Raw genomic sequence first — 23,086 nt, 5'->3', positions numbered from 1 at the left:
AATGATATGTTGAGTTATTATTTCGGTTGGATCACCATGCTGTTGAATGAATCGGCTTCCAGCTCCACGTGTAGGGTCTGTCCCTCTTCAAGGGTTAGATACAGGTCACGACGGTCCTGGAATGGATTGTTGATGACAATGACGAGACTGTTATCCGGGTTGCGGAAAGCAACGGATTTGCCGTTCCATGCACCAGACAGGCCGACCCTTCGAGCACCAGAAACAATATGATGCGCGAAGTGTTTCATCACATAATACTCCGGGTTTCGAGTAACCTCCTTATTTTCCGGATCTACGGTGATCATGGAGTTCTGCTCCCAGCCCCATGTGCTGCGACCTTTGGGTTCCAGAACCATGTTCCAGTAGATGTACGCGTTCACTCCGTTGCTGAAGTAATGCTGGTAGAGGTTATATACATATTTCGCGTAGTTCCATGAGTTGTTGCCATCGCCGCATTCGTTCTCGGTCTGCATATAACGCAGCTCCGGATAACTCGCCGAGGTACGTTGAATGGCATGTTTGCCTGCCCATTGATACCCAACACCTTTGATATAGGAATAGGCCTTCGGATCACTGAGGACAAGCCCGGCGTATTCATCGAAGTCATTTGTTTTTTTCTTGATCAATTCTTCCCATGGATCAGGGGCGTTGATCGTGCCTAGCCAGATTTCCGTATCCAGAGCGTGTTTGTCAAAAGCCGGTCCCAGATAATCGGCGATAAATTCACGAAGCTGCTCGCCTGTCCACATGCAAGAAGGGAATTTTTGATCTGCAATCACTTCGTTCTGCACATGCACCTGATGGATCGTAATGCCTGCGTCACGGTAGGCCTGTACAAATTTTACGAAATACAGGGCGTAGGCCTCCAGAATATCTTTCTCCCAACGAAGCGTGCCGTAGTTATAGGCTTTCGGAGACTTCATCCATGTTGGCGGGCTCCAAGGGGAGGCGAAGAATTGTAGATTCGGGTTATACCTCAGAGCTTCCTTGATGTAAGGAATCAGATATTTGAAATCACGTTTGATCGAAAAATGTTCCATGGCCACGTCGCCGTCCACCTCGTTGTGGCTGTACCACTGCTCTGCATAATCACTTGCGCCGATGGGCAGGCGACAGATGTTAAACTTGTGCTCACCTTCCGGATGGAAGAGGGAATGAAATACCTCATGACGCTGCTCCTCATTCAAGTGGGACAGAGCCATATAACCAAGCTCGTTGAAACAGCCACCAAACCCTTCAACAAGCTGGTGCTGTTCACCCGTCAGTTTTAGGTTGGCGCTTTCATTAGTGGGCACAAAAGATAGCTCTCTCCACGGGCTGTCTTGGGTTGTGGAATAACCAGTAAACGTGAATGTCATGTGAATTTACTCCTCGCTTGAACTTCAGTTGTCATATATTACGTTCAGTATAACAACTCCCACTACAAAAGAAGATATGCTAAACCGTGTGAAATTTACCCTAATCCAAGATTGAGCATTAAGAGTTCGTTTTCGTACAGACAGTTCGTATGCTGTATTGCTTTTGATTGGCGATGTCCATATACCATTATCCAATGTCATAACACAACTGTTATGGCACAATAAAAATCCCTGCTGATTGTTCAGACAGGGACTCTCGCTATGTTTCTCATATTCTCTTATGACTGAAATGAACGTGAGACACGACTTAAGGCTGTACACTCTCACCAAGTTGTTTATTTTCAAAAATCAGAATCGTTTTGCTGCTTCCGATATAACCAACAGAGGTATTGAATTGCTCTGAAATGAAGCGTACCGGTACAAAAGCTTTACCATTTTTCATCAGAAGAGGAGCATCATTGATCGCAAGCGTATCATTCACGACAACTTGTTTGTTACCCACGCTCCAACGGATGGTCTTGTCATTCTGTGTGATCACAGCTTCGCGCGTACCGCTGTTCCAGTTCACACGAGCATTTAACTGCTCCGAGACAAAACGCAGAGGCACATAGGTCCGTCCTTCATCGATAAAAGGTGCTGCATCCAGTACGTAAGCACGATCCCCGACATAGGCAGTGGTGGACCCTTCAATTAGACGCTGGAAACTGCCCTGCGGCGTTCGTTTCTGCTCCCGCACGTTCATCCGGTTTAGAAGCTGCATCGTCTGACTGCCCCTTGCAACATCCAGATAGTTGTTCTGCACCGTGAGTCCGGCAGGCTCAACCTCTGAGACAGAAGTCTGAATACCGGAGGATAATGAGGTGGACGCTGAGATATCCTGTATAGCAGTTGTCGCTGACTGATCACGGGTAAACGTAAAACCTGCAATCGGTGTCAGATCCCACACCCGGTTGTTGGATAATTTTAATACGTCCAGGCTGGAAAGCTGCCGTAAAGGTTCCAGATCATAGATCTGATTAAATTCTGCATTCAGCTCCGTCAGCCCAGTCAGTCCTTCAAGCCCCTTGAGGTGCTGTACTTGGTTACCAGAGATATCAAGTGTCCGAAGCCGTGTCATGTGCTCCAGTGGTGTCAGATCCGTGATTTGGTTGCCTGCCACATTCAGTTTGCGCAGTGTATCTGGCAGTTCAGCCAGTACATCCAGCGTCTGAATCTGGTTGTTTGCTACATTGAGTTGTTGGAGCCGGGTTTTACCCATGAGCGGTGTCAGATCGTTAATCGTATTGTTTGAGATCTCAAGCCACTTCAGTGCATCCGCATCCAAGAGGGGCGCAAGACTGGCAATCTGGTTACCGCTGGCGTGGAACGTATGTAATCGGTTGAACCCACGTACAACCTCTATGGAAGAAATGGAATTGTTGCTGATATACAGCCGTCCCAAGTCTTTCAATTCAGTAAGTGCGTCTATGGATGTAATGTAATTATTGCGAACATCGATCTCACGAAGCTTGGTTAGGTGCTCCAGCGGTGTGAGATCCTCAATCTCATTCCCATATAATAGGAGGTGAGTCAGGTTGGTTGCATATTCGAGACCGGTCAGGCTGTGAATACCTGCATTGCTTAGATCTACCACCTCAAGCTGCTCCAGATCAGTTGAAGTTAATGGCACATCCAAAGGTTTGTTCAGGATTAGCTTCAGTCCGTCCTCCAAAGCGGGATCTTCAATGATTCCCTCGCCCAAGTCTGTAGTTGTGTAAGCCATGGCTTGGCCCGATGCCCCGAGACTCAGGATGAATACTAGAAATAGTAGCGTCATTCTTCTCATTGCATGCATTCCCTCCGATTTTTAGAATTATAAAAAAATCCGAACAGATTGAGTTAGATAAGTATAGTTTTTACACCATAACAGCGACCGGAAGGTTGTTCTGCCCACGGAGTGTTCAGTGTGAATTGAAGAGTTTTACATATGCAGGTTCGGCTAAAAGCACATCTATAGTTATTAACCCGTCAACAGGGAAAAGGAACAAGAAATTTCGTAAGGGGTATTCCTATACTTCTATTCTATATGAAACAAACCCTGCTCTGCACTCTTCAGAGACATGTTTATCAAAAAAAATAGAACATCTCCCGCAGCCCCTATTCAACCCACCCTTGAAACGGGTATAGATAAAATAAAGATGCCAATTTGGAGGGGAAGATGTGCGTATGCGCCAAGCCATGATCATTAGTAATCCATCGTCAGGTAAGGAAGAGGCCGAGCAATATGTGTCCCAAGTCAGAGAGATTCTGGAGTCACAGCAGTATGAGGTGGTGGTTAATGAGACAGCCGGGGAAGGTGATGCCACCAACTACTGTCTAAGCGCCTGCAAAGACGGCTGTGATCTGGTCATCTCCATCGGAGGCGACGGTACACTGCATGAGACGATTAACGGCATGATGGATCAGGATTATCGTCCCCGATTGGGCGTTGTACCGCTAGGTACGGTGAATGATTTTGCGCGTGCGCTGAATATCTCGCTTGACCCGGAAGAAGCCATTAGGCAGTTACGTTCGAATAAGACCCATATCGTGGATCTGGGGAAAATCAATGATCGCCTGTTTGCCAACGTTGTGGCTGCAGGTTCTTTGGCAGAAGCTCTGTTCTCCGTATCCTCGGAAGAGAAGTCGAAGTTGGGATCATTCGCATATCTCAAAGAAGGCTTGAAAGACCTGGTGAATACACCAGCCAATCATCTAACCATCGAATATGACGGACAGATCTGGGAGGGGGAATCGCCACTTTTTCTGGCGGCGCTGACCAACTCGGTCGGAGGATTCGAGAAGTTGTCCCCGGATGCAGAGGTGGACGATGGTCTGATACATTGTTTTGTTATTCGTAATATCAGTGTGTTCAACAGCCTGACCCTGGGCACCTCCCTGTTATTTGGTAGTCTGAAAGAGCATAAGGACGTGGACTATTTTACAGCCAAAGAAGTTCATGTCCGCTCAGCCGAAACCATTCGCACCAATGTAGATGGGGAGGAAGGTCCTGCCCTGCCGATTCATATCCGTGTTCTGCCAAGACATATTGAGGTAATCGTACCGGAAGAAGTATAGCTCATTCCTGTGTGATTACAGGCGGAGACTCAGAACCTATCATTTCTCCATATGAATGTAGGATAATTCTATTGAAACCGATTGCAGATTTGTGTCACAATTAAAGGTAAGATACACGATAACATTCGAATATGGAGGGGAAACATCTTGAGAACCATGAAATTAGGCAACAGCACACTTGAAGTACCTGTAGTCGCGGTGGGCTGCATGCGGATTAATTCATTAGATGGCAAGGAAGCCGAACATTTTGTTCGTTCTGCAATGGAGGTTGGCGCCAATTTCTTTGACCATGCTGACATTTATGGTACAGGAACTTGTGAAGAGATCTTCGCCGAAGCGGTACAGATGAATCCCCAAGTTCGTGAAAAGTTGATTCTTCAATCCAAATGCGGTATCCGTAAAGGCATGTTTGATTTCTCCAAAGAGCACATCCTGAATTCGGTGGATGGTATCCTGCAACGTCTGAAAACGGACTATCTTGACGTTCTGCTGCTACACCGTCCGGATGCATTGGTTGAACCGGAAGAAGTGGCTGAAGCCTTTGATCAACTGGAGCGCGAAGGTAAAGTGCGTCACTTCGGGGTATCCAACCAGAATCCGAACCAGATCGAATTGTTGAAAAAATACGTGAAACAGCCACTGGTAGCCAACCAGTTGCAGATGAGTATTACCAATACCACGATGATTGACAGTGGCATCAACGTGAACATGGAGAACGATGCCGCGGTTAACCGTGATGGTAGCATTCTTGATTACTGTCGTCTGCATGATATCACCATTCAGCCGTGGTCCCCGTTCCAGTACGGATTCTTCGAAGGTGTATTCCTGGGTAGCGAAAAGTTCCCGGAATTAAATGCAAAGATCGACGAGATTGCTGCGAAGTATGACGTGAGCAATACAACGATTGCAATCGCATGGTTGCTTCGTCACCCTGCGCAGATGCAACCTGTGACAGGCACGATGAATATTGAACGTCTGCAAGACTGTGTAAAAGCAGGAGATGTTCATCTTACGCGTCCAGAGTGGTATGAAATTTACCGTGCGGCAGGCAATATACTGCCTTAAATTCAAGTTATAGTGAGCATACTGACTGCTAAGTCAGTTGAGAACACGAGCCCGCAGATGGCTCGTGTTTTTTGTCTATTTTCAGGTTTGATGCCAGACGTGTTTCCGATATAAAATAAAGATAGGATTGTCTGTTTTATAAAAGGATTAAAATGGTTTTAATACAAATTAGTTGAAAATATTATATTGACCGATACTTTCTAATTACATATAATTACTTTTGCATACCGATAATCCTGTTTATGTTTTTTATTTTGGAGGGTGGTGTTCGTTTGGAGTCGACAACCACGATACGCGATCACTTGGAAAGTTATCTGAAGCGTGAACAGATGTCCATTAGTCATTTTTCGGAAACGTCAGGGATTAATTCGGGTACGCTCAGCAATATTTTGAATAAAAATCGACCTATTGCCATGCAGCAGTTGGATCGCATTACTTCTGCCATGAGATTGGAAGAAGGTTACTTCTATGAGTTATACATAGATGAGTGTTTTGTACACGCAACCCCGGACTGGCGAAGACTGGGACCCTTCCTTCATCGCTGTGCCGAGTTGGACAAGTTAAACTGCATTGAAGAGGTTATTCGTCTGATGATGGATAATCTATCCTATATTCCTTTGTTATTTGATGTGGCTGAAGAATTCTACCAAGCAGGTAAATTCAAACCGGCCATTCTTCTATATGAGAACATCGCTGAAAGTGAGAAAATGCAACATTCCGAACGGCTTGCCCTCTGCCAGTATCGACTGTTCCGGTTGGGACTGACCAATGATCAGCAGCGGAATCTGATTATCGCAGCTCGGTTCGAATACTATGTGGATCGGCTGGATGAACGCTACCAGTTGGATGCGCTTAACGAACTGATTAATGCTTTTGCATCACTCCACAGATGGAGTAAAGTTCAGGAACTATCCGAAAAGCTGAAGGTGAAAGCAGCCATCCATTATGAGATGAATGGCCGAAGAAAACAGGAAGAGACCAAACGACCTATCGTTTTTTATATTATGTATGCTTATTTAGCATCTGGAAGTGCCCACTTCCACTTGAACAACTATGAAATGGCATTGAAGTATGTTGCATTGTACTCCGATTACAGTTGGGTGAAAGAGCCTCAACCTGAAGAAAAAGTGGTCATTCATCAATTTCAGGAATGGGCTGAGGGTAATCGTTATATATATCAATTAATGGCCGGACAGTTTGAGGTATTACCTGACTACCTCGCGTATATTTCAACGAAGGAAAATGAGATATTCCCAGCGCTTTGTGATATTGTAACGGCTGCAAACCGTTATGATATGAACATAGATCATGTACTTGAGCAGTATGAATCTTACTTCACTTATCAGGAACAGAGCAATCGAATTGGGAAAGTAAGCAAGCAGGTAACCGATGATCGATACGTTCGTCTTTTAGCTGGATTAGGCACGTATTGTCTTAAAAAAGACAGGTTTGCGGAGGGTTTAGATTTTGTCCTGAATAGCTTGAGATTTTCTATTGAAATTAGCGATGGACGAGGTATGCTTAGAAGTGTCGGACTGTTTGAGCAATATAGGGAATATGCGTCTGACACAGCTATACAGCAGTACAAAATCTTGATTGGTGAGGTGCAGAAACTCAATGAAGAGAAAGCTAGCTTTGCTGATAGTTACATGTAGTATTGTGGTTAGCATCGTACCCCCTGTTACTGGACCTTCCCCAACTGTGGAAAGTCCAAATCCTCCAATCTACCGAACGAATGATCACGGTTTAGGGACATAAGCCTGAACCAAAGAACGCTTCTGAATTCAATTCAGAGGCGTTCTTTTTTGTATATCGAAGTGGAAGCATAAGTATGTCGTATCTTACACCCGCTTTTGATTGGCATAATACACTAAAATATGACAAAAAGGAGGGATACTATGGATCGCCTGGATTTGATATCACGGATCGAAGATGCCAGACAGTTGTTATATCGCCTGCATATGGAATACGGCAGTCTGCTTCATCCGGAAGTGATCCAGCAATCCGTAGTCCTGGACGGTCTTATTAATCAATACAACAGAGCCAAGGTTGGAAAGGTGATGAATTAAGTTCGCCTATTTACATTTGTGTTTTTGTATACTATAGTTAGTTACATGAGTAACTAACCGACTAAGTAACTAATGAATACGTATGAAAGTTGGAAGCACATGAAATCGACTTTGGATGAATCTCAGCCTATTTTTCATCAGATTGCCACAATGATTATGGACGATATTGTGGAGGGCAGATTAAAGGTGGAAGAACAGGTTCCCTCAACCAATGAACTGTCACGGTTCTACAATATCAATCCGGCTACAGCCCGCAAAGGACTGCAGGAACTCGTGGACAAGGGGATTATATACAAACAGCGAGGTGTTGGAATGTTTGTTGCAAAGGGAGCAAGAGAAGCATTGCTCGTTGAACGTAAGCAAGATTTTTATGAAGAATACATCAAGCCTTTACTTGAAGAAGCCAGACGGATTCACATGAATGAAGACATGATCATTGATCTGATTCGCGGCAAGAAGGATAAGGAGAGTGACTTATGATTCATATGGAGCAGGTCAACTACAGCTACCAGAAGACACCCGTTCTGAACCAGGTTACGTTACATGAGAGTGAGCCAATCATTAGTGCAATCTGGGGAAGAAATGGAGCGGGTAAAACAACAATGATGAGTTTACTCGCAGGGCATAACCGCCCGGACAGTGGAACCGTTCAGATCATGGGTCAAGACCCCTATAATAATCTGGCTGCCCAAGAGCATCTGTGCTACATCCAGGAGAATCATCCCTTGGGTAAAAACTGGACGGTTAGTGACATGGTTCAAATGGGGCAATATTTTCATCCGCAGTGGAATCAGGATTTGGCAGAACGTTTAATCAATGTGTTTGAACTACCCACGAAGAAGAAGATCATTAAATTTTCGAAAGGTATGAAGACTGCCACCCAGATTATATTAGGTCTTGCCAGTAATGCCAAGATAACCATTCTGGATGAACCCACCAATGGGCTCGATGCGGAGAAGCGTAAATTCTTCTATAATGCGCTACTGGAAAGTTACGAAGATAACCCGCGTCTGATCCTGATATCCAGCCATCATATTGAGGAGATTCAGCCCTTGTGTGAATCCCTTATCGTTTTGCAAGCCGGAGAGGTGTTGTTAAATCAGCCTATGGAAGAAATGCGCGAAAAAGGAGTTCTTCTAACAGGGGGAATTGACGATATTAATCGGATTACAGCAGGTGTTAAAGTTATAGAGTCTTCCCAGATGGGATCGACTGTGAAAGTGATGATGGATGAGCCCTACTCGAAAATGTGGAAGGACATCGCTCATGCGCAGGGTCTTTCCATTGAGAAAGCGACATTACAAGATTATTTGGTTAACAGGACCCGTAATCAAGAGGGGGTCAAACCATGAACGCAGTAAAAGGTACGAACCGACTGATTCGCGATGATATGCGTTTATATCTGAGCATATTTTCATCCATCGCTCTAATGCTCACCGTTGTATATCTAGCCATTGGCTTCATATTTGATGTCTCGTATGCTACGCAACTGTTTGGTCCAATGTACGGAGGGATATGTGCGTTTGCAATCGGGGGAATTATTACACTGTTTCCGGTTGCAATCGGTATGGGCAGTACACGAATTCAATTCATGAAATCCTTCTATATGAACTCGGTATGGATGGTTGCAGGTACCATGGTCATTCTACATGTGGTGTATTTCCTCATACATCTGCTTCAGGAAAAAAGAATGGTTGACGTAACCCTCTATCAACCAGGTATGTTGTATTCAAGGGAATATCACTTCTTATCTTACCTGTGGATCGATCTGATGTGCGGCTTTCTTGTATTGGGAATATCTGTTTTTCCAACGGTTTGTTGGATGCGATTGGGGATGCGTAACTTCTTCATTATGTTCTTTGGGATTGGCTTGGTCATTACGCTCATAATTACATTGGGCGATCTTGGTGAGCTTATGTTGTGGATTGCCAGGATCAATCGCATGACATTGTTCACCGTTCTGGGATGCATTGGTGGTGCGCTACTTCTGTCTACGTACCCGATGATGAAGAATGCGCCGCTTACCATGAAATCCAAAAAAGACTGACAGGAAACCGTTATATAGGAATCTAAGCGAAACTTCCAGTAACCAGAAAAACACGAGTGCGAACACGCCTCGTGTTTTTGGTATCATCCTAAATCACTGAATATACCTATTCGGCAATCTTTGTGCAATCCAAATTGAATGTGTATGTGTTAAGCCTGAGCTTGCGGTTTGAATCCTTCGTCTTTGAGGTACTCACCGGCTTCGCTACGCGTTTCAAAAGCCATATCCAGATTAACACCGGAATACACATACCACATGTCATCTTCGTATTTTAAAGTCAGCGTATGTCCATCTTCATCGATCCACGTTCCGCCACCCGTGGAGGTTGTAGACAAAGCAGGAGCAGCAGCTTGTACTTGTTCTGATTCTTTAAATTCAACTGCGTTGGGGTTGTGAGACATCGCTTGGATCGTTTGATCTAACAAGGTGCGCAGATCTGCTTCGGAGTAATCACGAATATTGACGAATCCTTTAGCATCGGTCTCATAGTCAGGCAGTAGCCCTGCATAGATATAACCGTTACCATTAGGGTGAATATGGAGGGCAACAATTTTTTTATCATACGCACTTTCCTCGTAGTGAAAGTTAACACGACCGAGAGAAACATCTTTGCGTTGCAGTTGGGGATATGAGTGTAGAACTTCAAGCTTTTGGTCCACGTTAAGCATAATTGCCTCCTGTAAATGTTCAATAGAGGTGATTATAACATGCCCTCCTGTTAATTTCCCGATAAAATGTTTCTCCCCAGTTCTTTCAGGTGTTCCATGACTTGCAGATAGGGATATGGCCCATAACTTACACGTGCTACACCCAGTGCGGCAAGCTGTTTTGGTGAAGGCTCAGGAGACGTAACCATGACGTTAATTGGCAGCGGTGAAAGTTCACACAATTCCTGAATCAGTTGGTGATCCTGCAAGCCGGGTACAAACAGACCACTCGCTCCTGCATCTGCGTAATGGCTCGAACGTATAATTGCTTCCTCCAGGAGAGAGTGGTTATGGTGTTCAGGTGCATGTTGAAGAAAAATATCTGTGCGAGCGTTAATGAACAACGGTATGCCTGCCTGCTCCGCAGCTTCCCGGGCGGCGGACAATCTCGGGCATTGCTCCTCCACGGTGTACAATCCCAAGCCAGCGGGAAGTTGATCTTCCATGTTGATTCCTACAGCACCATGATCGATGACTTGCAGGATATTTTGCTTCACCTCTGACACAGACCTCCCATACCCTCCCTCTATATCGATCGTTACAGGCAGATCTACGTTCGCTGTAATCCGTGCAAGATTGGCAAGCACCAGATGGAATGGCATGGATTCACCATCATATTCACCGTGGGCCGCAGCAACGGACCAGCTTCCAGTAGCAATGGCCGTTGCTCCAGCGGATTGAATGGCTTGCGCACTTCCGGCGTCCCACACATTGACCAGAACAAGAGGTTTTCCTTTTACATGGTATTGTTGAAACATCGCTGCTTTTTCTTCTAGCGTACTCATATATCTTAACTCTCCTTTGTTATATACATGCATTCCTTTGAACACCTGTTGCATACTTCATTCCATTATTCAGCTACCCTGTTCTTGTTTCTCGTGAGTCAAAAGCCAGTTTTTACGAGTTAATCCCCCGCCGTATCCGCCCAGCTCACCACTGGCATTGATTACACGGTGACATGGGATCACAATCGCAAGCTGATTGGCTCCATTTGCTTGTGCCACGGATCGGCAAGCAGTCGGTTTTCCCAGTGCATTTGCGATATCCTGATATGACCTCGTTTCACCAGCCGGAATGGCCATTAGCTGTTCCCATACACGCTTTTGGAATGGTGTTCCTAAACAGAACAACGGTGTGTCGAATGCTGTCCGAATACTTTGAAAGTACTCATTTAGTTCACGCTCTATGGACTGAATTGGAGTCGTGGTGCCAGGCACAATAGCAGATTTGGTCCGTTTGCGCAGGCGCTCAACTTCGCGTTCCAGACCTCTGCGGTCCACAAATTCAAGTAAATATAGAGCCTCTTCATCTGCAATGGCCATCATTGGGCCGAGGCGGGTGTCAATCCAGGACGCTTTCAGGATATGTCCTTCATCGACTTGTGTAGGGGCGGCACCCATGATCCGTGAAAAGGCATCGCGGAAGCCGCTGCTTGATTCATATCCAGTAGATAATTGGCTATCAATAACGGTGCGCCCGGAGCGAATATTTTTCAGGGCAAGTCCCATGCGGCGAGCGCGAGCATACTCAACAAAGGTCATGCCGAACCGCTTCTTGAACTGTCGGCGCGCCGTGGATTCATCGATGGAGAGTGCCTTGAAATCCTGTCCTTTCCAGCGTTTCTCCGGATTTTTCTCTACAGCTTCCACTAATATGCGAACGACATCGGATACTTGGTTGGGGTGAGAGAGCGGGCGACAGCGCTGGCAAGGGCGATAAGAGGCCAGGAGTGCCTGCTGTGCCGTCTCATAGAATTCGCAGTTTTCGAATTTTGGCTTTCGCGCAGGGCATGTGGGGCGACAGAACACACCCGTGGTTCGGACTCCAACATAGAATAAACCCTCGTATTCCGAATCCTTGGCCACAAGCGCCTCGTAATATTGTTCCTTCAGATCAGCAGAAATCATGGGCGCACGTCCTTACTTCATTAGAATCATTATCTATAACCTATTATAGAAAAACGTTGTAGCAAGCATCGCCGAAAATCAGGCATGAATATTGGATATATTAAATCGGATATAACATTGAAATTTGGTTGTTCAGAATTTGTTTAGAGTGAACTGGTAGTATAGACCTATCAGGGTAGGGTGAATTAGGCAAAGATGCCTATATAGTGGAAAAGTTAATTGTTGATCATTCATTGTTATAGGAAAAATACATAGGTAAACATGAAATTAAAGATTAGCGGAATGAAAGTCTGGAGGTCGACTAGAATGAGATATTCTACGTACAAAAGTATTTATGAATCCGTTTATACCAAGACGTCCAAGTCTCGTACCATGTATGTTAAAGAGCAATTCTTGCAGCGTGTGAAGACGCCAACCTGGCTAATGAAGATCGTCACCATAACTCTAATTATAATCATAGGGTGTAGTGCTGTATTCACTGCTTTTGCCGGGGATGAACGATTGTTATCGGGGGACCAGATCGTTGTATCTCAGGGAGATACACTGTGGGGCATTTCATTGGCACATAAACCTCAGCAGATGGACACTCGTGTGTATGTAGAAGCAATCAAGAAAGTGAACAAAATTGAGCATAACGCCATCCAGATTGGACAAGTGTTGGTCTTGCCTGGGTTTGATCAATAAAATATGCATGACGTCATTAACCGAGTTCTTTCTTTACTCATCGAGGTGCAGTTACATACTGAATTTATTAATCATTTACATATAATGGAGCTTCATGTGGGACGATATGGTGTAGTGATTAATAAGTGGTGTGCTATATAAGTTGAACTAAAGAATATTTACACTGACACTACGATGACAGAATAACCTTCCAATCGCTGTTATCCCCAGATTTTTTTCGATTCCCTTTCCTTAAGGGAAAAATCCGGTGATAAAGGCGAGCGCTTCGCTTTTTCAGGTTTTTTCTGTCCTCTCCGTTATCGTGTAAATGATTAGTTCAACTGATATAGATCTATGTTCTGTAGAAGAATGAAGGGAGAACTAGATGATGAACATGAATATAAAGAAATCTGCACTTTGCATGTCTGTGCTCTGTATTTCGCTATTCGTCAGTGCCTGTGGTGCCAAGAATAATAATGAATCTGTTCAGGAGCACGCCTATCCGCAATCGAAGCAACCTGTAGAGGAAGCTGGAGAAAATTCTGTTCCTAATGCGGATGCGAGGAATAACAATAGCCAAGGCAGTGCCAGTGGTGATGAGGGCAAGCCTACGGCTCAATCGGAATCCACTAAACCGTCTGAGCAGATTGATATCGTCATTGACCAGTCGGAGAAACCGAGCGAGGGTAACGGCTTTGATTTTGGAATTAAACAGGTTCCGAAGGGCTATACACTTACGGAGATGCGATGGACGTCTAACACGGTGACGATTGTAAATTCGTTACAGGAAGCCATTGAACATGGTGGAAATGGTGAAGACGGCTTTTACATTAGCGGCAATGGACAATTCTCCGGCTTTATCTATTCGGATGAGATGAAGGGCGAGCGGGGCAAAGCGACATTTGTCTTCACGAATGATGAGGGGAACGAAATCATGTCCGAGAAGGAAATTACGTTGAAGTAGCAGGTACATCATGAAGGCTCCGTCTGAAGCCTGATGAACAGGAAAAGCAGCCCAAGTGGCTGCTTTTTTTGACATCAATCATGTATCATTCAATATCGCCGATCTATCTGTTGCTACATAAAGTCAAAGAAATAACGGACTACGTGGAACATAACCGGAGAGGTGTAAGTCAGGCTGTCGACCCGGCTCAGGTAACTTTTTTTGAGCGAATCGAACTTGTTGTCATCCCCGATTAACAGATCGCGCTTCAGTACAGACACCGTCAGACTGCCGAAGAATCCGGCCAGACTGATCAATACCCCGATGAACAGCGAGAATTTCCAATCAAATGGCGTCAGGTAGGGATGGATAAAATAAGACGTTGCTGTCGTTACAATAAATGCACACGCGAATCCTTCCCAGGTGACAAACGGATTGGCGGTAGGCACCACTTTTCGTTTGCCCAGATAGAGAGAGACCAGATAATGCACCACATCATTAAGCTGTGTTAACACAACGAGGAACAGCACCAGCTTGGACCCATACTCCGGTGTGGCAAAGGGAAAATAGGCCAGGTGGCTCAGTCCGAACACCATCAGCATGAGTCCCCATTGTGTGGAGCTGACACTGCGCAGGAAGCCGACTGTACCTTTGTTAATCAGGCGTGGCAAGGGAAGCACCAGGAACACATATAGTGGAATAAACACGATAAACATGCCATACCACCCAATGTAGATCCAATAGAACTGAACCGGAATCGCCAGATACGCCCATAGGAACAGCCTGCGGTCGGCTTTGCGTGTACTGCGAATCATGGAGAAGTATTCTTTGAGGGAGAAGAATGCAAGCACCATGAGGGAGATCAGGGACACAATAGGATTGAAGAGGGTAGCGAGGCAGAAGATCACAAACATACCCCACCAGGTTTTGATTTTTTGGCCGATGCCTGAATAGTCTTTGCTTGGCTGAAGCTTTGCAATAATTTTGTACACGATATGTATCACAAGTAAAGCTGTGAAGATTAACGTTAGTGTAAAGAGTGAACTGCTCACGTACCGATCACCTGCTTATTCAAAGTAAGATTCCATTATAGGGTACCTATGTTATTATGAAGGAATAGTACCAACTTGATAAGGGGAAATTTTGCTATGACAGATGAACGCTCCATCTATATCCTGCTTACGAATACAGGAACGCTGTTTACCAAGGTTATTCAGAGTTACACCCGAGCCCCATATAATCACGCATCGATCTCATTTGACCAGGAGTTAACCGAGCTGTACAGCTTCGGCCGCAAGCATCCGAGTAATCCGCTGAATGGCGGGTTTGTGAAGGAAGATATTCAGACAGGTACATACAGCAAGTATCCCAATACCACATGTGTCATATATGAGCTTCAGGTGACGGATCGTGAAGTGGAAAAGATGAAACGTGTGCTGCACATCTTCATCCGCAGCCGCCAGAAATATATGTACAATCTGCTAGGTGTGATTGGCATTACGCTCAAGGAGCCGGTGGAGTTCAGCAACTCCTACTTCTGCTCCCAATTTGTAGCCGAGATTCTACAGCGTTCGGGAATCAAGTTGTGGAACAAGCTGCCGGCGCTGGTGACACCGGATGATTTTCGCCAGAGTGAACGATTGCAACTGGTCTATGAAGGGAAATTAAGGGATTATATGCTGGGAAATGAATGAACCTGGAGCTTCTCGTTGTGTGATGCAGATATTGAAGTTGCGGCACAACACAAAAAGGGTTTTGATGGTTGAAGCTTAGGCGCCAGGTAGTCTGATCAAGGTAAACCAAGGAAGAGCAGAGACCATTAATGCAGTAGTATATGGAAAAGAGAACCACTAATGACGGATAGGATATGACAATACAATAGATAGAATAAATAAAAGAGCTGTTCCAAAAGCCATACATTGGCTAGGAACAGCTCCTTTTTGCGGTTTAGTGTGACTCAACAATGGTACGTCAGATCGTCTAGGTTCGTTAGCGCTTGGTTACCCATTAGTTATTCTGTTTACGGAGTTGTACTACTCTTTGTCGGGCGTGTGTGTAGCATTTTCGTAAAACTTACCGTCCCGCAACTGATCCACGAATCCCTGGAGCCAGACATAATACTGCTCCGCATGTTGAAGTTTGTGCAGATCGCGCAGTGCAGCATCCCGATCTTCGGAAGAAGTATGCTCAGAGAGGATGATGGCTGACAGGTCCGGAATGACCTCACGAATTCCTTCTAACATCACATCTACTTCCCGTTGCAGCTTGGAACCGAAGAAGTTCTGAAATGTACGATAAAAGTCGGTCTCAGCCAGATACTGATCCTGGCGCTCCTTTTTCTCCTCCAGTTTGTAAATCATCTGTGACTCCGTAAGTGACCGAACCGCATAGCTCATGTTGCTCTTGCTCATATTCATCGAGGTTTTCATCTCTTCAAGTGTCATCGGTCGATCCTCAAAATACATGATGCCGTATAATTTGCCAAACGTATGATTAACCCCATATAGATCCATCGTATTGGCGATGGCCTCAATGACTCTCTCCCTCAGCGCATGCCGATCAGGTAACGAAGAATGATTCGGGTTCCCGGCAGTTTCTTTTCCCACAATGTCACCTCTGGTTTATGATAGCGTTCCCACTAGCTGCCTCATATTTTACATGACTTGCTCCAATTTTAACATAAGCCGGAATTAGAATTTTCAATACGAGTGTACAATCAATTTTGTACAGAATAAATATAAAGTCGATTATAATCAAAAATTCCCAATCATTAAAGAAAAATTGGACAGTAAGGAGTGGGGGATTTGCGTTTGAAATTATGGAGGGAGTCTGAAGCGGTACTATTCACGCTGCCAGCTCTAATCCCATTGCTGATCTTCTGGCTGGGACCTTTGGGATATATCGTTTATCTCAGTTTCACCGACTGGGACTTCATGAGCCCGGACAAGCTGTTTGTTGGTTTGGACAATTACAGTTATCTGCTGACAAACTCTGAATTCTATCGATCACTGAAAGTAACCTTGTTATTCGGACTGGGCAGTGTAATCCCAACCATTGTGGGAGGATTAGCGCTTGCGATGCTCATGAATAGCAAAATCAAATCATCCGGTATCTTCCGGACATTACTCTTCTCACCTTGGGTCACCCCGACAGTTGCGGTGTCCATTGCGTGGTCCTGGATCTTCGAGCCCGAAGTCGGACTCGCTAATCTTATGCTCGGCTGGGTAGGTGTATCTCCCATTGGCTGGCTGCGTGACGCAGACTGGGCACTGGTTGCAGTTCTGATCGTCACGCTCTGGAAGTCGATTGGGTGGGCGATGGTATTTTATCTCGTTGCGCTACGAAATCTACCTTCCGATCTGCTCGAAGCAGCTTCAATCGACGGGGCAAACGGTTGGGACAAGTTCAGAAGTATCACACTGCCGCTGATCTCACCAACGACGTTTTTTCTCTCAATTATTCTTACCATCCAGTCCTTGCAAGCCTATGACCAGATCAATGTCATGACGCAGGGTGGACCGGCGGGATCAACGAGAACGTTGCTGTATATGTATTACCAGTCTGCATTCGAATCCTTTAATGTAGGTGAAGCTTCGTCTATCGCCGTTGTGATTATTCTGATCTGCGTGTTGCTGTCGGGAGTATCGTTCCTGCTTGGCAGACGTCTGGTGCACTACTAATGACAATGACATTGCCCAACAAAAAGTCTAAACGGATGAAGCGCAAGGAGTTGCAGAACGTGTCACAACCGAATTTTAAAATAAGTAAATTGATCCGCTACCTCCTGTTAGCCATTATCGCGCTGGGTACAGCCTTTCCCTTCTATTGGATGGTCATTAGCGGATTCAAAACCAATGATGAGATCTGGCAATTCCCGCCGACCTTCTGGCCGGAGACGTTCCTGTGGAGCAATTATGTGGACGCCTGGAATGCAGCGCCATTTGCCCGTTACATCCTGAACAGTACCGGGGTAGCCTTAGCCATCTGTCTATTTCAGATCGTCAACTCCAGTATGATGGCGTACGCTCTGACACATATGAAATTCCGTCTCAAGGGTGTACTGACATCCCTGATTCTGGTGGGTTATATGATACCAAGTACAGCCGTGTATTTGCCTAGTTACCTGGTACTTAGCGAACTTAACCTGCTAGATTCCTACACAGGCTTGATTGTATCCAACTGTGTCAGCGTGTTCTCGATCTTCCTGATCCGCCAGGCGTTCATGCAGGTATCTCATGAATTGGTGGAAGCCGGACAGCTGGACGGTGCATCTCATTTCCGGATTCTCTGGACAATTATCACGCCGCTTGTTCGCTCAAGCTTCGCCGTGATGGTGCTAATTACGTTCATTGAACAGTACAACAACTATTTCTGGCCTATGCTCATCACCAAAGACCCTGACTTACAGCTGGTATCGGCGGGTCTGCGCAGCTTCTTTGTAGAAGGTGGGGCATATGGTCTGGCTTGGCCACAGATTATGGCTGCGAGTGCCTTCACCATCGCACCCCTACTTATTCTCTTCCTGTTCACCCAGAAGACCATCATGCAGAGCGTGAATATCACGGCTGGTGTGAACAAGAACTGATATGAATCACCATTCACCTAAAACGGGAGGAACAACAATGAATTGGAGTCAGGCAATCATGACATGGAAAAAGAGATTGAGGTTGAACTGGAAGGGTGGCATGTCGCTGGTACTTGCAACCAGCTTTGCACTACTGACCGCTTGTGGAACACAAGCACCCGCAGAATCAGGCACGACAGCTGCCGCCAGTGGAACCGAAGCCCAGGCAAAAGATCCGGTGGAGATTGAATTCTGGTATGGTCTGGGTGGTAATCTGGGCGATAACATGAAAAAGACGATTGATGCGTTCAATGCCTCCCAGAACGAAGTCGTTGTGAAGGGGATTGTACAGGCAGATTACACGGAAACCGAACAGAAGCTGCAAGCAGCAATTGCTTCGAAGAAGGTTCCGGCAGCTGTACTCAGCTCCAATATAGACTGGGCGCGCAAAGGATATTATGCACCCATGGATGAGATGATTGCCGCTGATCCAAATTTTAAGAAAGATGATTTTATCCAGACATTCCTGAACCAGGGACAGGTGGATGGAAAGCAGTACTTTTTACCAATGTACGGTACAACTCAGATCATGTATTACCGCATGGATACGTTCAAGGAGAACGGAATCGATCCAGCGAGTCTGACGACATGGGAGAAGCTGGCTGAGGCAGCTGCGAAGATGAGCAAGCAAGAGAATGGCAAAACCACCTTCTACGGTTGGGAACCGATGTGGGGTAGAGACAATATGATTGATGCTGTGCTGGGTAAGGGCGGACAGATTCTTAGCGACGATGGTAAAACGGTCATGATTGACTCCCCGGAATGGATCGAGACATGGGACCTGTTCCGTAAATGGATCAACGAAGACAAGATTATGGGCATTCACTATGGAGGCCAGGGCTGGGAATACTGGTACAAAACGATTGATGATGTGATGAAGAATAAAGCAGCGGGCTACACCGGATCTAGTGGGGACCAAGGCGACCTGGACTTTAGCGTAGTCGCTGCGATGCAACAACCAGGCTGGGAAGGCGTTGGTGAAGGAAAACCGGTAGCAAGTGCCATATCTGCAGGTATTCCGTCAGCAGCAAGTCCAGAGCAACAACAGGCAGCTTACAAGTGGCTTACGTATTTCTCTGAAACTTCGAACACAGCCTCCTGGTCCATGAACACCGGATATATTGCAGTGCGTCAATCGGCTCAACAAGATCCAGAGTTCATGAAATTCAGTGAGGAAAATCCACAGATCACTGTACCACTGCAACAGGCAGCTCACGCTTCGGCTCCATTCCAGGATCCAACGGGTGGCAAAATCAATGATGCATTGAAGGATGCAGCGGATCAGGTGCAGATCAATAATATGCCAGCTGAACAAGCGCTGAAGGAAGCAAAAGAGAAAGCGCAGAAAGAACTGGATCGTATTGTGAAGTAACGATATCGATGAAATGCTGCCGCGAGATTCGTTGTGAACCTGCTCAGATTGCAAGCAAAAACGTATCACTAAAAGTAACTATTGCGAAGAGGGCGGTACATGCTGTACCGTCCTTTCCGTTCATACAAGATCGTAGACAAGGAGTTTAACCAATGCAAGAAAAGACATATGTGGACGGATTACCGAATCCGATTGAAGCGGTTTTGTTTGACAAGGACGGCACATTACTTGATTTTACGGGCATGTGGGGGTTCTGGACCGATGGTGTGTTGGGTGACTTCAGAGATCAGTTGGCGACCCGAGGACTGCGTATCGACACAGATCAACTCCCACAGATCTGGGGTACATTCCACGATGATCAGGGCCGGATGAATGGGTATGACGTACGAGGTCCACTTGCCATGGGCACGATGGATGAAGTGTATGCCGTGCTGACGTGGCATGGATATCTCGCAGGTCTCAGCTGGGCGGAAGCCAAGGTTGTGGTCAGAGCATGTTTGGCGCGGGTGGAGGAAGAGATGGAGAAGCATCGTCCGGCACGTCCGTTACCGGGCGTTCCTGAATTCCTTGAACAATGCCGTAGCGAAGGTGTCGTTATGGGTGTAGTGACAGCAGATGATACACCTAGTGCAGTCAAGCACTTGCAGTGGATGGGGCTGGATTCCTTTTTTGACGTGGTAATTGGCACGGATATGGTGAAGCGGGGCAAACCTTTTCCCGATATGCTTCTGCTTGCCTGTGAACGGTTAGGTGTGTCTGTAGGGAATACGGTGGTTATTGGAGATACGGACGGAGACATGGAGATGGCACGAACCGCTGGTGCGGGGCACAGGATTGGCATTGGAGAACCAGGAAGAATCCACTTGGCGGATAGAACGATTCAATCTTTCCATGAATTGCTGAATGGTGGGCTGAATCGATGACGAACAGTCACGCCTACCTAGGCTGGGTCCTGTTGGCACTGGCCATCGGGCTGGAGCTGAGCGCTACCATTTTGTTAAAAGTATCGGATGGATTCTCACGGTTATGGCCTTCGGTGTTGATGTTTGTCTGTTATGGTGCAAGCTTTACCTTTCTTAATTTTGCAGTGAAGTATATGCCGCTGGCTGTGGCCTATGCGATCTGGTCTGGCGTGGGCATTACACTCATTGGCGTCGTGGGGCATTACTTTTTTGGTGAACGTCTGCGGCTCACGTCGATGGTATGGATCAGTTTTATTCTGATTGGCATTATTGGACTGAAATGGAGTGATTCCTGATGAGAAATGAACATACACCTGAGCAACCTCTTGCCAGCTTCCAGGTGATTACGGACACACATGTGCGTGATGAATCAGATCATATTCATAACCGGCATCTGGAGCAAGCATTAGCTGACATAGCTACATTCAGTCAGGACAGCAGCGGGATTATGCATGTGGGTGATGTGACGGATCGGGGGCTGCCGAGCGAATATCGTGAGTTGCAACGCATATGGAAGCAACATGCGGAGAGTTTGCCGAACATTCGTTACACGGTAGGTAATCATGATATTGGCGCCGTGGTATGGCAAGATCCACCGATCGTTTTGCTTGAGATGAAAGAGGGTGAAGTGGCCGAGTTGTTGGAACAGGAAGCAGATATGGAACTGGTCACAAAACAAACCGCTGCTGAATCAGCTGCACTAATTGAGCAACTATCCGGCGGAACCTATACGTTGTCTGCTGTAACTTCTGAGCAGGAGGGCCAAGACGGGGGACCGATCTCTTCAGAAGTGGACCCCATTACAGTCGCAGGGTTATGGCATCGTCGATTAAGTGATTTTGAAGGGACAACAGGCATGAAGGGCTCTTACCACGACCATTGGATTGATGGGTATCATTATATTTTCCTGGGCACCGAGCAACCTCATCCGAAGGATTGTGATATGTCGGCCGAACAATTGGAGTGGCTGGATGCGAAATTGTCTGAACGTGCAACACTAGATCATCCCATCTTCATTTTCTTACACCAGCCGCTTATGGATACGGTGGCAGGTTCGATGAAGGAACAAGGCTGGTATGGTGTGAATCAGGATGCAGAACTCAAGGCCGTTCTAGCCAAATACCCGCAAGCGATCCTTTTCTCAGGTCACACCCATTGGCAGCTGGAGGCACAGCATACGATGTACGATGGTGCAGGCCACATGCCAACGATGTTCAATGCGTCGTCTGTAGGTTATCTCTGGACGGATCAGGATGAACATCTGGAGGGCAGCGAAGGGCTTCATGTGGAGATTTATAAGGATCGAGTCGTTGTGAAAGGACGGGACTTTGTCGCGGGCGAATGGATCGAGGGTGCTGAGTTTACGGTGCGATATCCGAGTGTAGCGCATATTCTGGGGTAATTAGGAGGAGGGGCACTCTAAGAGTGTCCCTCAGATTGTCGAGAAACCCGGTTCTCTTTCGAGAGTTCGGTTTCTTTGTTATCCAAGTACTCGTATTCCCTCGACCGGCAGGCCAAGAAGGCCGTTTAGGCCGTTCGCCTTTATCCCCTGATTTTCACCTTTATAAAAGTATAAAAAAATTGGAGGATAACAGCGATCTGAAGGTTGTTCTGTCATCGGAGTGCCAAGTGTAAATACTATTTTTAAGTTCATTTTATATAGTTGCTACATAAAGTCAAAGAAATAACGGACCACGTGGAACATAACAGGAGAAGTGTACGTCAGGCTGTCAACCCGGCTCAGGTAACTTTTTTTGAGCGAATCAAACTTGTTGTCATCCCCGATTAACAGATCGCGCTTCAGTACAGAAACGGTCAGACTGCCAAAAAATCCGGCCAGACTGATCAGTACCCCGATGAACAGCGAGAATTTCCAATCGAATGGCGTCAGGTAGTGATGGATGAAAGAAGAAGTTGCTGTCGGTTACCATAATGCACAGGCGAACCTTTCCCAGGTGACAAACGGATTGGCGGTGGGCACCACTTTTCGTTTGCCCAGATAGAGAGAACAAATAATGTACCACATCGTTAAGCTGTGTTAACACGACGAGGAACAGGACCAGCTTGGATCCATACTCAGGTGTGGCGAACGGGAAATAGGCCAAGTGGCTCAGCCCAAACACCATCAGCATCAGTCCCACTGTGTGGAGCTGACACTGCGCAGAAAACATGAACAGACTGCTACCGGAGATCATTGCATCCGTAACGAACGCTAACAAAGAATTAAATTCAATTAAGAAGAAACGGATGAGGAAATTGAATATTCTACCACA

At 46.1% G+C, this 23,086-nt stretch carries 23 protein-coding genes and 1 pseudogene; 16 read left to right on the top strand and 8 right to left on the bottom strand.

What is annotated here, in order from left to right; genetic code table 11:
• Positions 1-17 precede the first annotated feature (17 nt).
• Together J7E78_RS25690 and J7E78_RS25685 are read right to left on the bottom strand one after the other, a co-directional pair.
• A complete protein-coding gene (locus J7E78_RS25690) occupies positions 18-1,358 on the bottom strand; it encodes a glycoside hydrolase family 30 protein (protein ID WP_215079207.1) in 1,341 nt (446 codons plus the stop codon).
• Positions 1,359-1,665: 307 nt separating this feature from the next.
• Positions 1,666-3,183: a leucine-rich repeat domain-containing protein gene (locus J7E78_RS25685; RefSeq protein WP_215079205.1), complete on the bottom strand. Its 1,518-nt coding sequence runs from the start codon at positions 3,181-3,183 to the stop codon at positions 1,666-1,668.
• A 380-nt stretch (positions 3,184-3,563) separates the two neighbouring features.
• Here J7E78_RS25685 and J7E78_RS25680 point away from each other — a divergent pair, with 380 nt between their 5' ends.
• The 7 genes from J7E78_RS25680 (at position 3,564) to J7E78_RS25650 (ending at position 9,635) form a co-directional block, all read left to right on the top strand.
• Positions 3,564-4,454 carry a diacylglycerol/lipid kinase family protein gene (locus J7E78_RS25680; protein ID WP_215079237.1) on the top strand — a complete coding sequence of 297 codons (891 nt, stop codon included), beginning with the start codon at positions 3,564-3,566 and terminating at the stop codon, positions 4,452-4,454.
• A 147-nt stretch (positions 4,455-4,601) separates the two neighbouring features.
• Positions 4,602-5,519 (top strand): aldo/keto reductase, encoded by a 918-nt coding sequence (locus J7E78_RS25675; RefSeq protein ID WP_215079203.1) that lies wholly within the window; start codon positions 4,602-4,604, stop codon positions 5,517-5,519.
• 272 nt (positions 5,520-5,791) lie between these two features.
• Complete coding sequence (locus J7E78_RS25670; RefSeq protein ID WP_215079201.1) at positions 5,792-7,174, top strand: transcriptional regulator; 1,383 nt, start codon at positions 5,792-5,794, stop codon at positions 7,172-7,174.
• Between the two features lie 243 nt (positions 7,175-7,417).
• A complete protein-coding gene (locus J7E78_RS25665; protein WP_215079199.1) occupies positions 7,418-7,588 on the top strand; it encodes an aspartyl-phosphate phosphatase Spo0E family protein in 171 nt (56 codons plus the stop codon).
• A gap of 99 nt (positions 7,589-7,687) precedes the next feature.
• Positions 7,688-8,068, top strand: coding sequence for a GntR family transcriptional regulator (locus J7E78_RS25660; RefSeq protein ID WP_062837083.1), 381 nt, complete (start codon positions 7,688-7,690; stop codon positions 8,066-8,068).
• On the top strand, positions 8,065-8,940 hold the full coding sequence (locus J7E78_RS25655) for an ATP-binding cassette domain-containing protein (protein WP_215079197.1): 876 nt from the start codon (positions 8,065-8,067) through the stop codon (positions 8,938-8,940). Before J7E78_RS25660 ends, J7E78_RS25655 begins: the two co-directional genes overlap by 4 nt.
• A complete protein-coding gene (locus J7E78_RS25650) occupies positions 8,937-9,635 on the top strand; it encodes a hypothetical protein (protein WP_215079195.1) in 699 nt (232 codons plus the stop codon). Before J7E78_RS25655 ends, J7E78_RS25650 begins: the two co-directional genes overlap by 4 nt.
• 149 nt (positions 9,636-9,784) lie before the next feature.
• On the opposite strand, the gene J7E78_RS25645 is transcribed toward J7E78_RS25650, so the two are convergent.
• The 3 genes from J7E78_RS25645 to J7E78_RS25635 form a co-directional block, all read right to left on the bottom strand.
• The gene (locus tag J7E78_RS25645) at positions 9,785-10,303 is read right to left on the bottom strand and encodes a hypothetical protein (RefSeq protein WP_215079193.1); all 519 of its coding nucleotides are present in this window, start codon (positions 10,301-10,303) and stop codon (positions 9,785-9,787) included.
• 50 nt (positions 10,304-10,353) lie between these two features.
• Positions 10,354-11,127: an isocitrate lyase/PEP mutase family protein gene (locus tag J7E78_RS25640; RefSeq protein WP_215079191.1), complete on the bottom strand. Its 774-nt coding sequence runs from the start codon at positions 11,125-11,127 to the stop codon at positions 10,354-10,356.
• A gap of 69 nt (positions 11,128-11,196) precedes the next feature.
• Positions 11,197-12,249, bottom strand: coding sequence for a bifunctional transcriptional activator/DNA repair enzyme AdaA (locus J7E78_RS25635; protein ID WP_215079189.1), 1,053 nt, complete (start codon positions 12,247-12,249; stop codon positions 11,197-11,199).
• Positions 12,250-12,555: 306 nt separating this feature from the next.
• Between J7E78_RS25635 and J7E78_RS25630 the strand changes: the two genes are divergently transcribed.
• Positions 12,556-12,933: a LysM peptidoglycan-binding domain-containing protein gene (locus J7E78_RS25630; RefSeq protein WP_215079187.1), complete on the top strand. Its 378-nt coding sequence runs from the start codon at positions 12,556-12,558 to the stop codon at positions 12,931-12,933.
• A gap of 364 nt (positions 12,934-13,297) precedes the next feature.
• Positions 13,298-13,876: a hypothetical protein gene (locus J7E78_RS25625; RefSeq protein WP_215079185.1), complete on the top strand. Its 579-nt coding sequence runs from the start codon at positions 13,298-13,300 to the stop codon at positions 13,874-13,876.
• 113 nt (positions 13,877-13,989) lie between these two features.
• Here the strand turns inward: J7E78_RS25625 and J7E78_RS25620 are convergent, their stop codons facing one another.
• A complete protein-coding gene (locus J7E78_RS25620) occupies positions 13,990-14,907 on the bottom strand; it encodes a phosphatidate cytidylyltransferase (protein WP_076213755.1) in 918 nt (305 codons plus the stop codon).
• Positions 14,908-15,003: 96 nt separating this feature from the next.
• Here J7E78_RS25620 and J7E78_RS25615 point away from each other — a divergent pair, with 96 nt between their 5' ends.
• Positions 15,004-15,549 (top strand): hypothetical protein, encoded by a 546-nt coding sequence (locus J7E78_RS25615; RefSeq protein ID WP_215079183.1) that lies wholly within the window; start codon positions 15,004-15,006, stop codon positions 15,547-15,549.
• 339 nt (positions 15,550-15,888) lie between these two features.
• On the opposite strand, the gene J7E78_RS25610 is transcribed toward J7E78_RS25615, so the two are convergent.
• Positions 15,889-16,461: a GbsR/MarR family transcriptional regulator gene (locus tag J7E78_RS25610; RefSeq protein ID WP_215079181.1), complete on the bottom strand. Its 573-nt coding sequence runs from the start codon at positions 16,459-16,461 to the stop codon at positions 15,889-15,891.
• A 198-nt stretch (positions 16,462-16,659) separates the two neighbouring features.
• Between J7E78_RS25610 and J7E78_RS25605 the strand changes: the two genes are divergently transcribed.
• The 6 genes from J7E78_RS25605 (at position 16,660) to J7E78_RS25580 (ending at position 22,215) form a co-directional block, all read left to right on the top strand.
• On the top strand, positions 16,660-17,535 hold the full coding sequence (locus tag J7E78_RS25605) for a carbohydrate ABC transporter permease (RefSeq protein WP_036671737.1): 876 nt from the start codon (positions 16,660-16,662) through the stop codon (positions 17,533-17,535).
• Positions 17,536-17,594: 59 nt separating this feature from the next.
• Complete coding sequence (locus J7E78_RS25600) at positions 17,595-18,440, top strand: carbohydrate ABC transporter permease (protein ID WP_223199815.1); 846 nt, start codon at positions 17,595-17,597, stop codon at positions 18,438-18,440.
• Between the two features lie 37 nt (positions 18,441-18,477).
• Positions 18,478-19,851 carry an ABC transporter substrate-binding protein gene (locus J7E78_RS25595; RefSeq protein WP_215079179.1) on the top strand — a complete coding sequence of 458 codons (1,374 nt, stop codon included), beginning with the start codon at positions 18,478-18,480 and terminating at the stop codon, positions 19,849-19,851.
• A 152-nt stretch (positions 19,852-20,003) separates the two neighbouring features.
• Positions 20,004-20,774, top strand: coding sequence for an HAD family hydrolase (locus tag J7E78_RS25590; protein WP_215079177.1), 771 nt, complete (start codon positions 20,004-20,006; stop codon positions 20,772-20,774).
• Positions 20,771-21,109, top strand: a complete 339-nt coding sequence (locus J7E78_RS25585) for a DMT family transporter (protein WP_215079175.1) — start codon at positions 20,771-20,773, stop codon at positions 21,107-21,109. Before J7E78_RS25590 ends, J7E78_RS25585 begins: the two co-directional genes overlap by 4 nt.
• Positions 21,109-22,215, top strand: a complete 1,107-nt coding sequence (locus J7E78_RS25580; protein ID WP_215079172.1) for a metallophosphoesterase family protein — start codon at positions 21,109-21,111, stop codon at positions 22,213-22,215. The genes J7E78_RS25585 and J7E78_RS25580 overlap by 1 nt, the downstream gene beginning before the upstream one ends.
• Before the next feature lie 264 nt (positions 22,216-22,479).
• On the opposite strand, the pseudogene J7E78_RS25575 reads toward J7E78_RS25580, so the two are convergent.
• Positions 22,480-22,980: pseudogene (locus tag J7E78_RS25575) on the bottom strand (phosphatidate cytidylyltransferase); the annotation flags it as partial.
• Between the last annotated feature and the right edge of the window lie 106 nt (positions 22,981-23,086).

It is taken from the genome of Paenibacillus polymyxa (genome assembly GCF_018614975.1).
In the GTDB taxonomy this organism is placed as follows: Bacteria; Bacillota; Bacilli; order Paenibacillales; family Paenibacillaceae; genus Paenibacillus; species Paenibacillus polymyxa_E.
Note: the sequence above shows the minus strand (reverse complement) of the source record. Positions and strands in the feature narration are given on the sequence as shown.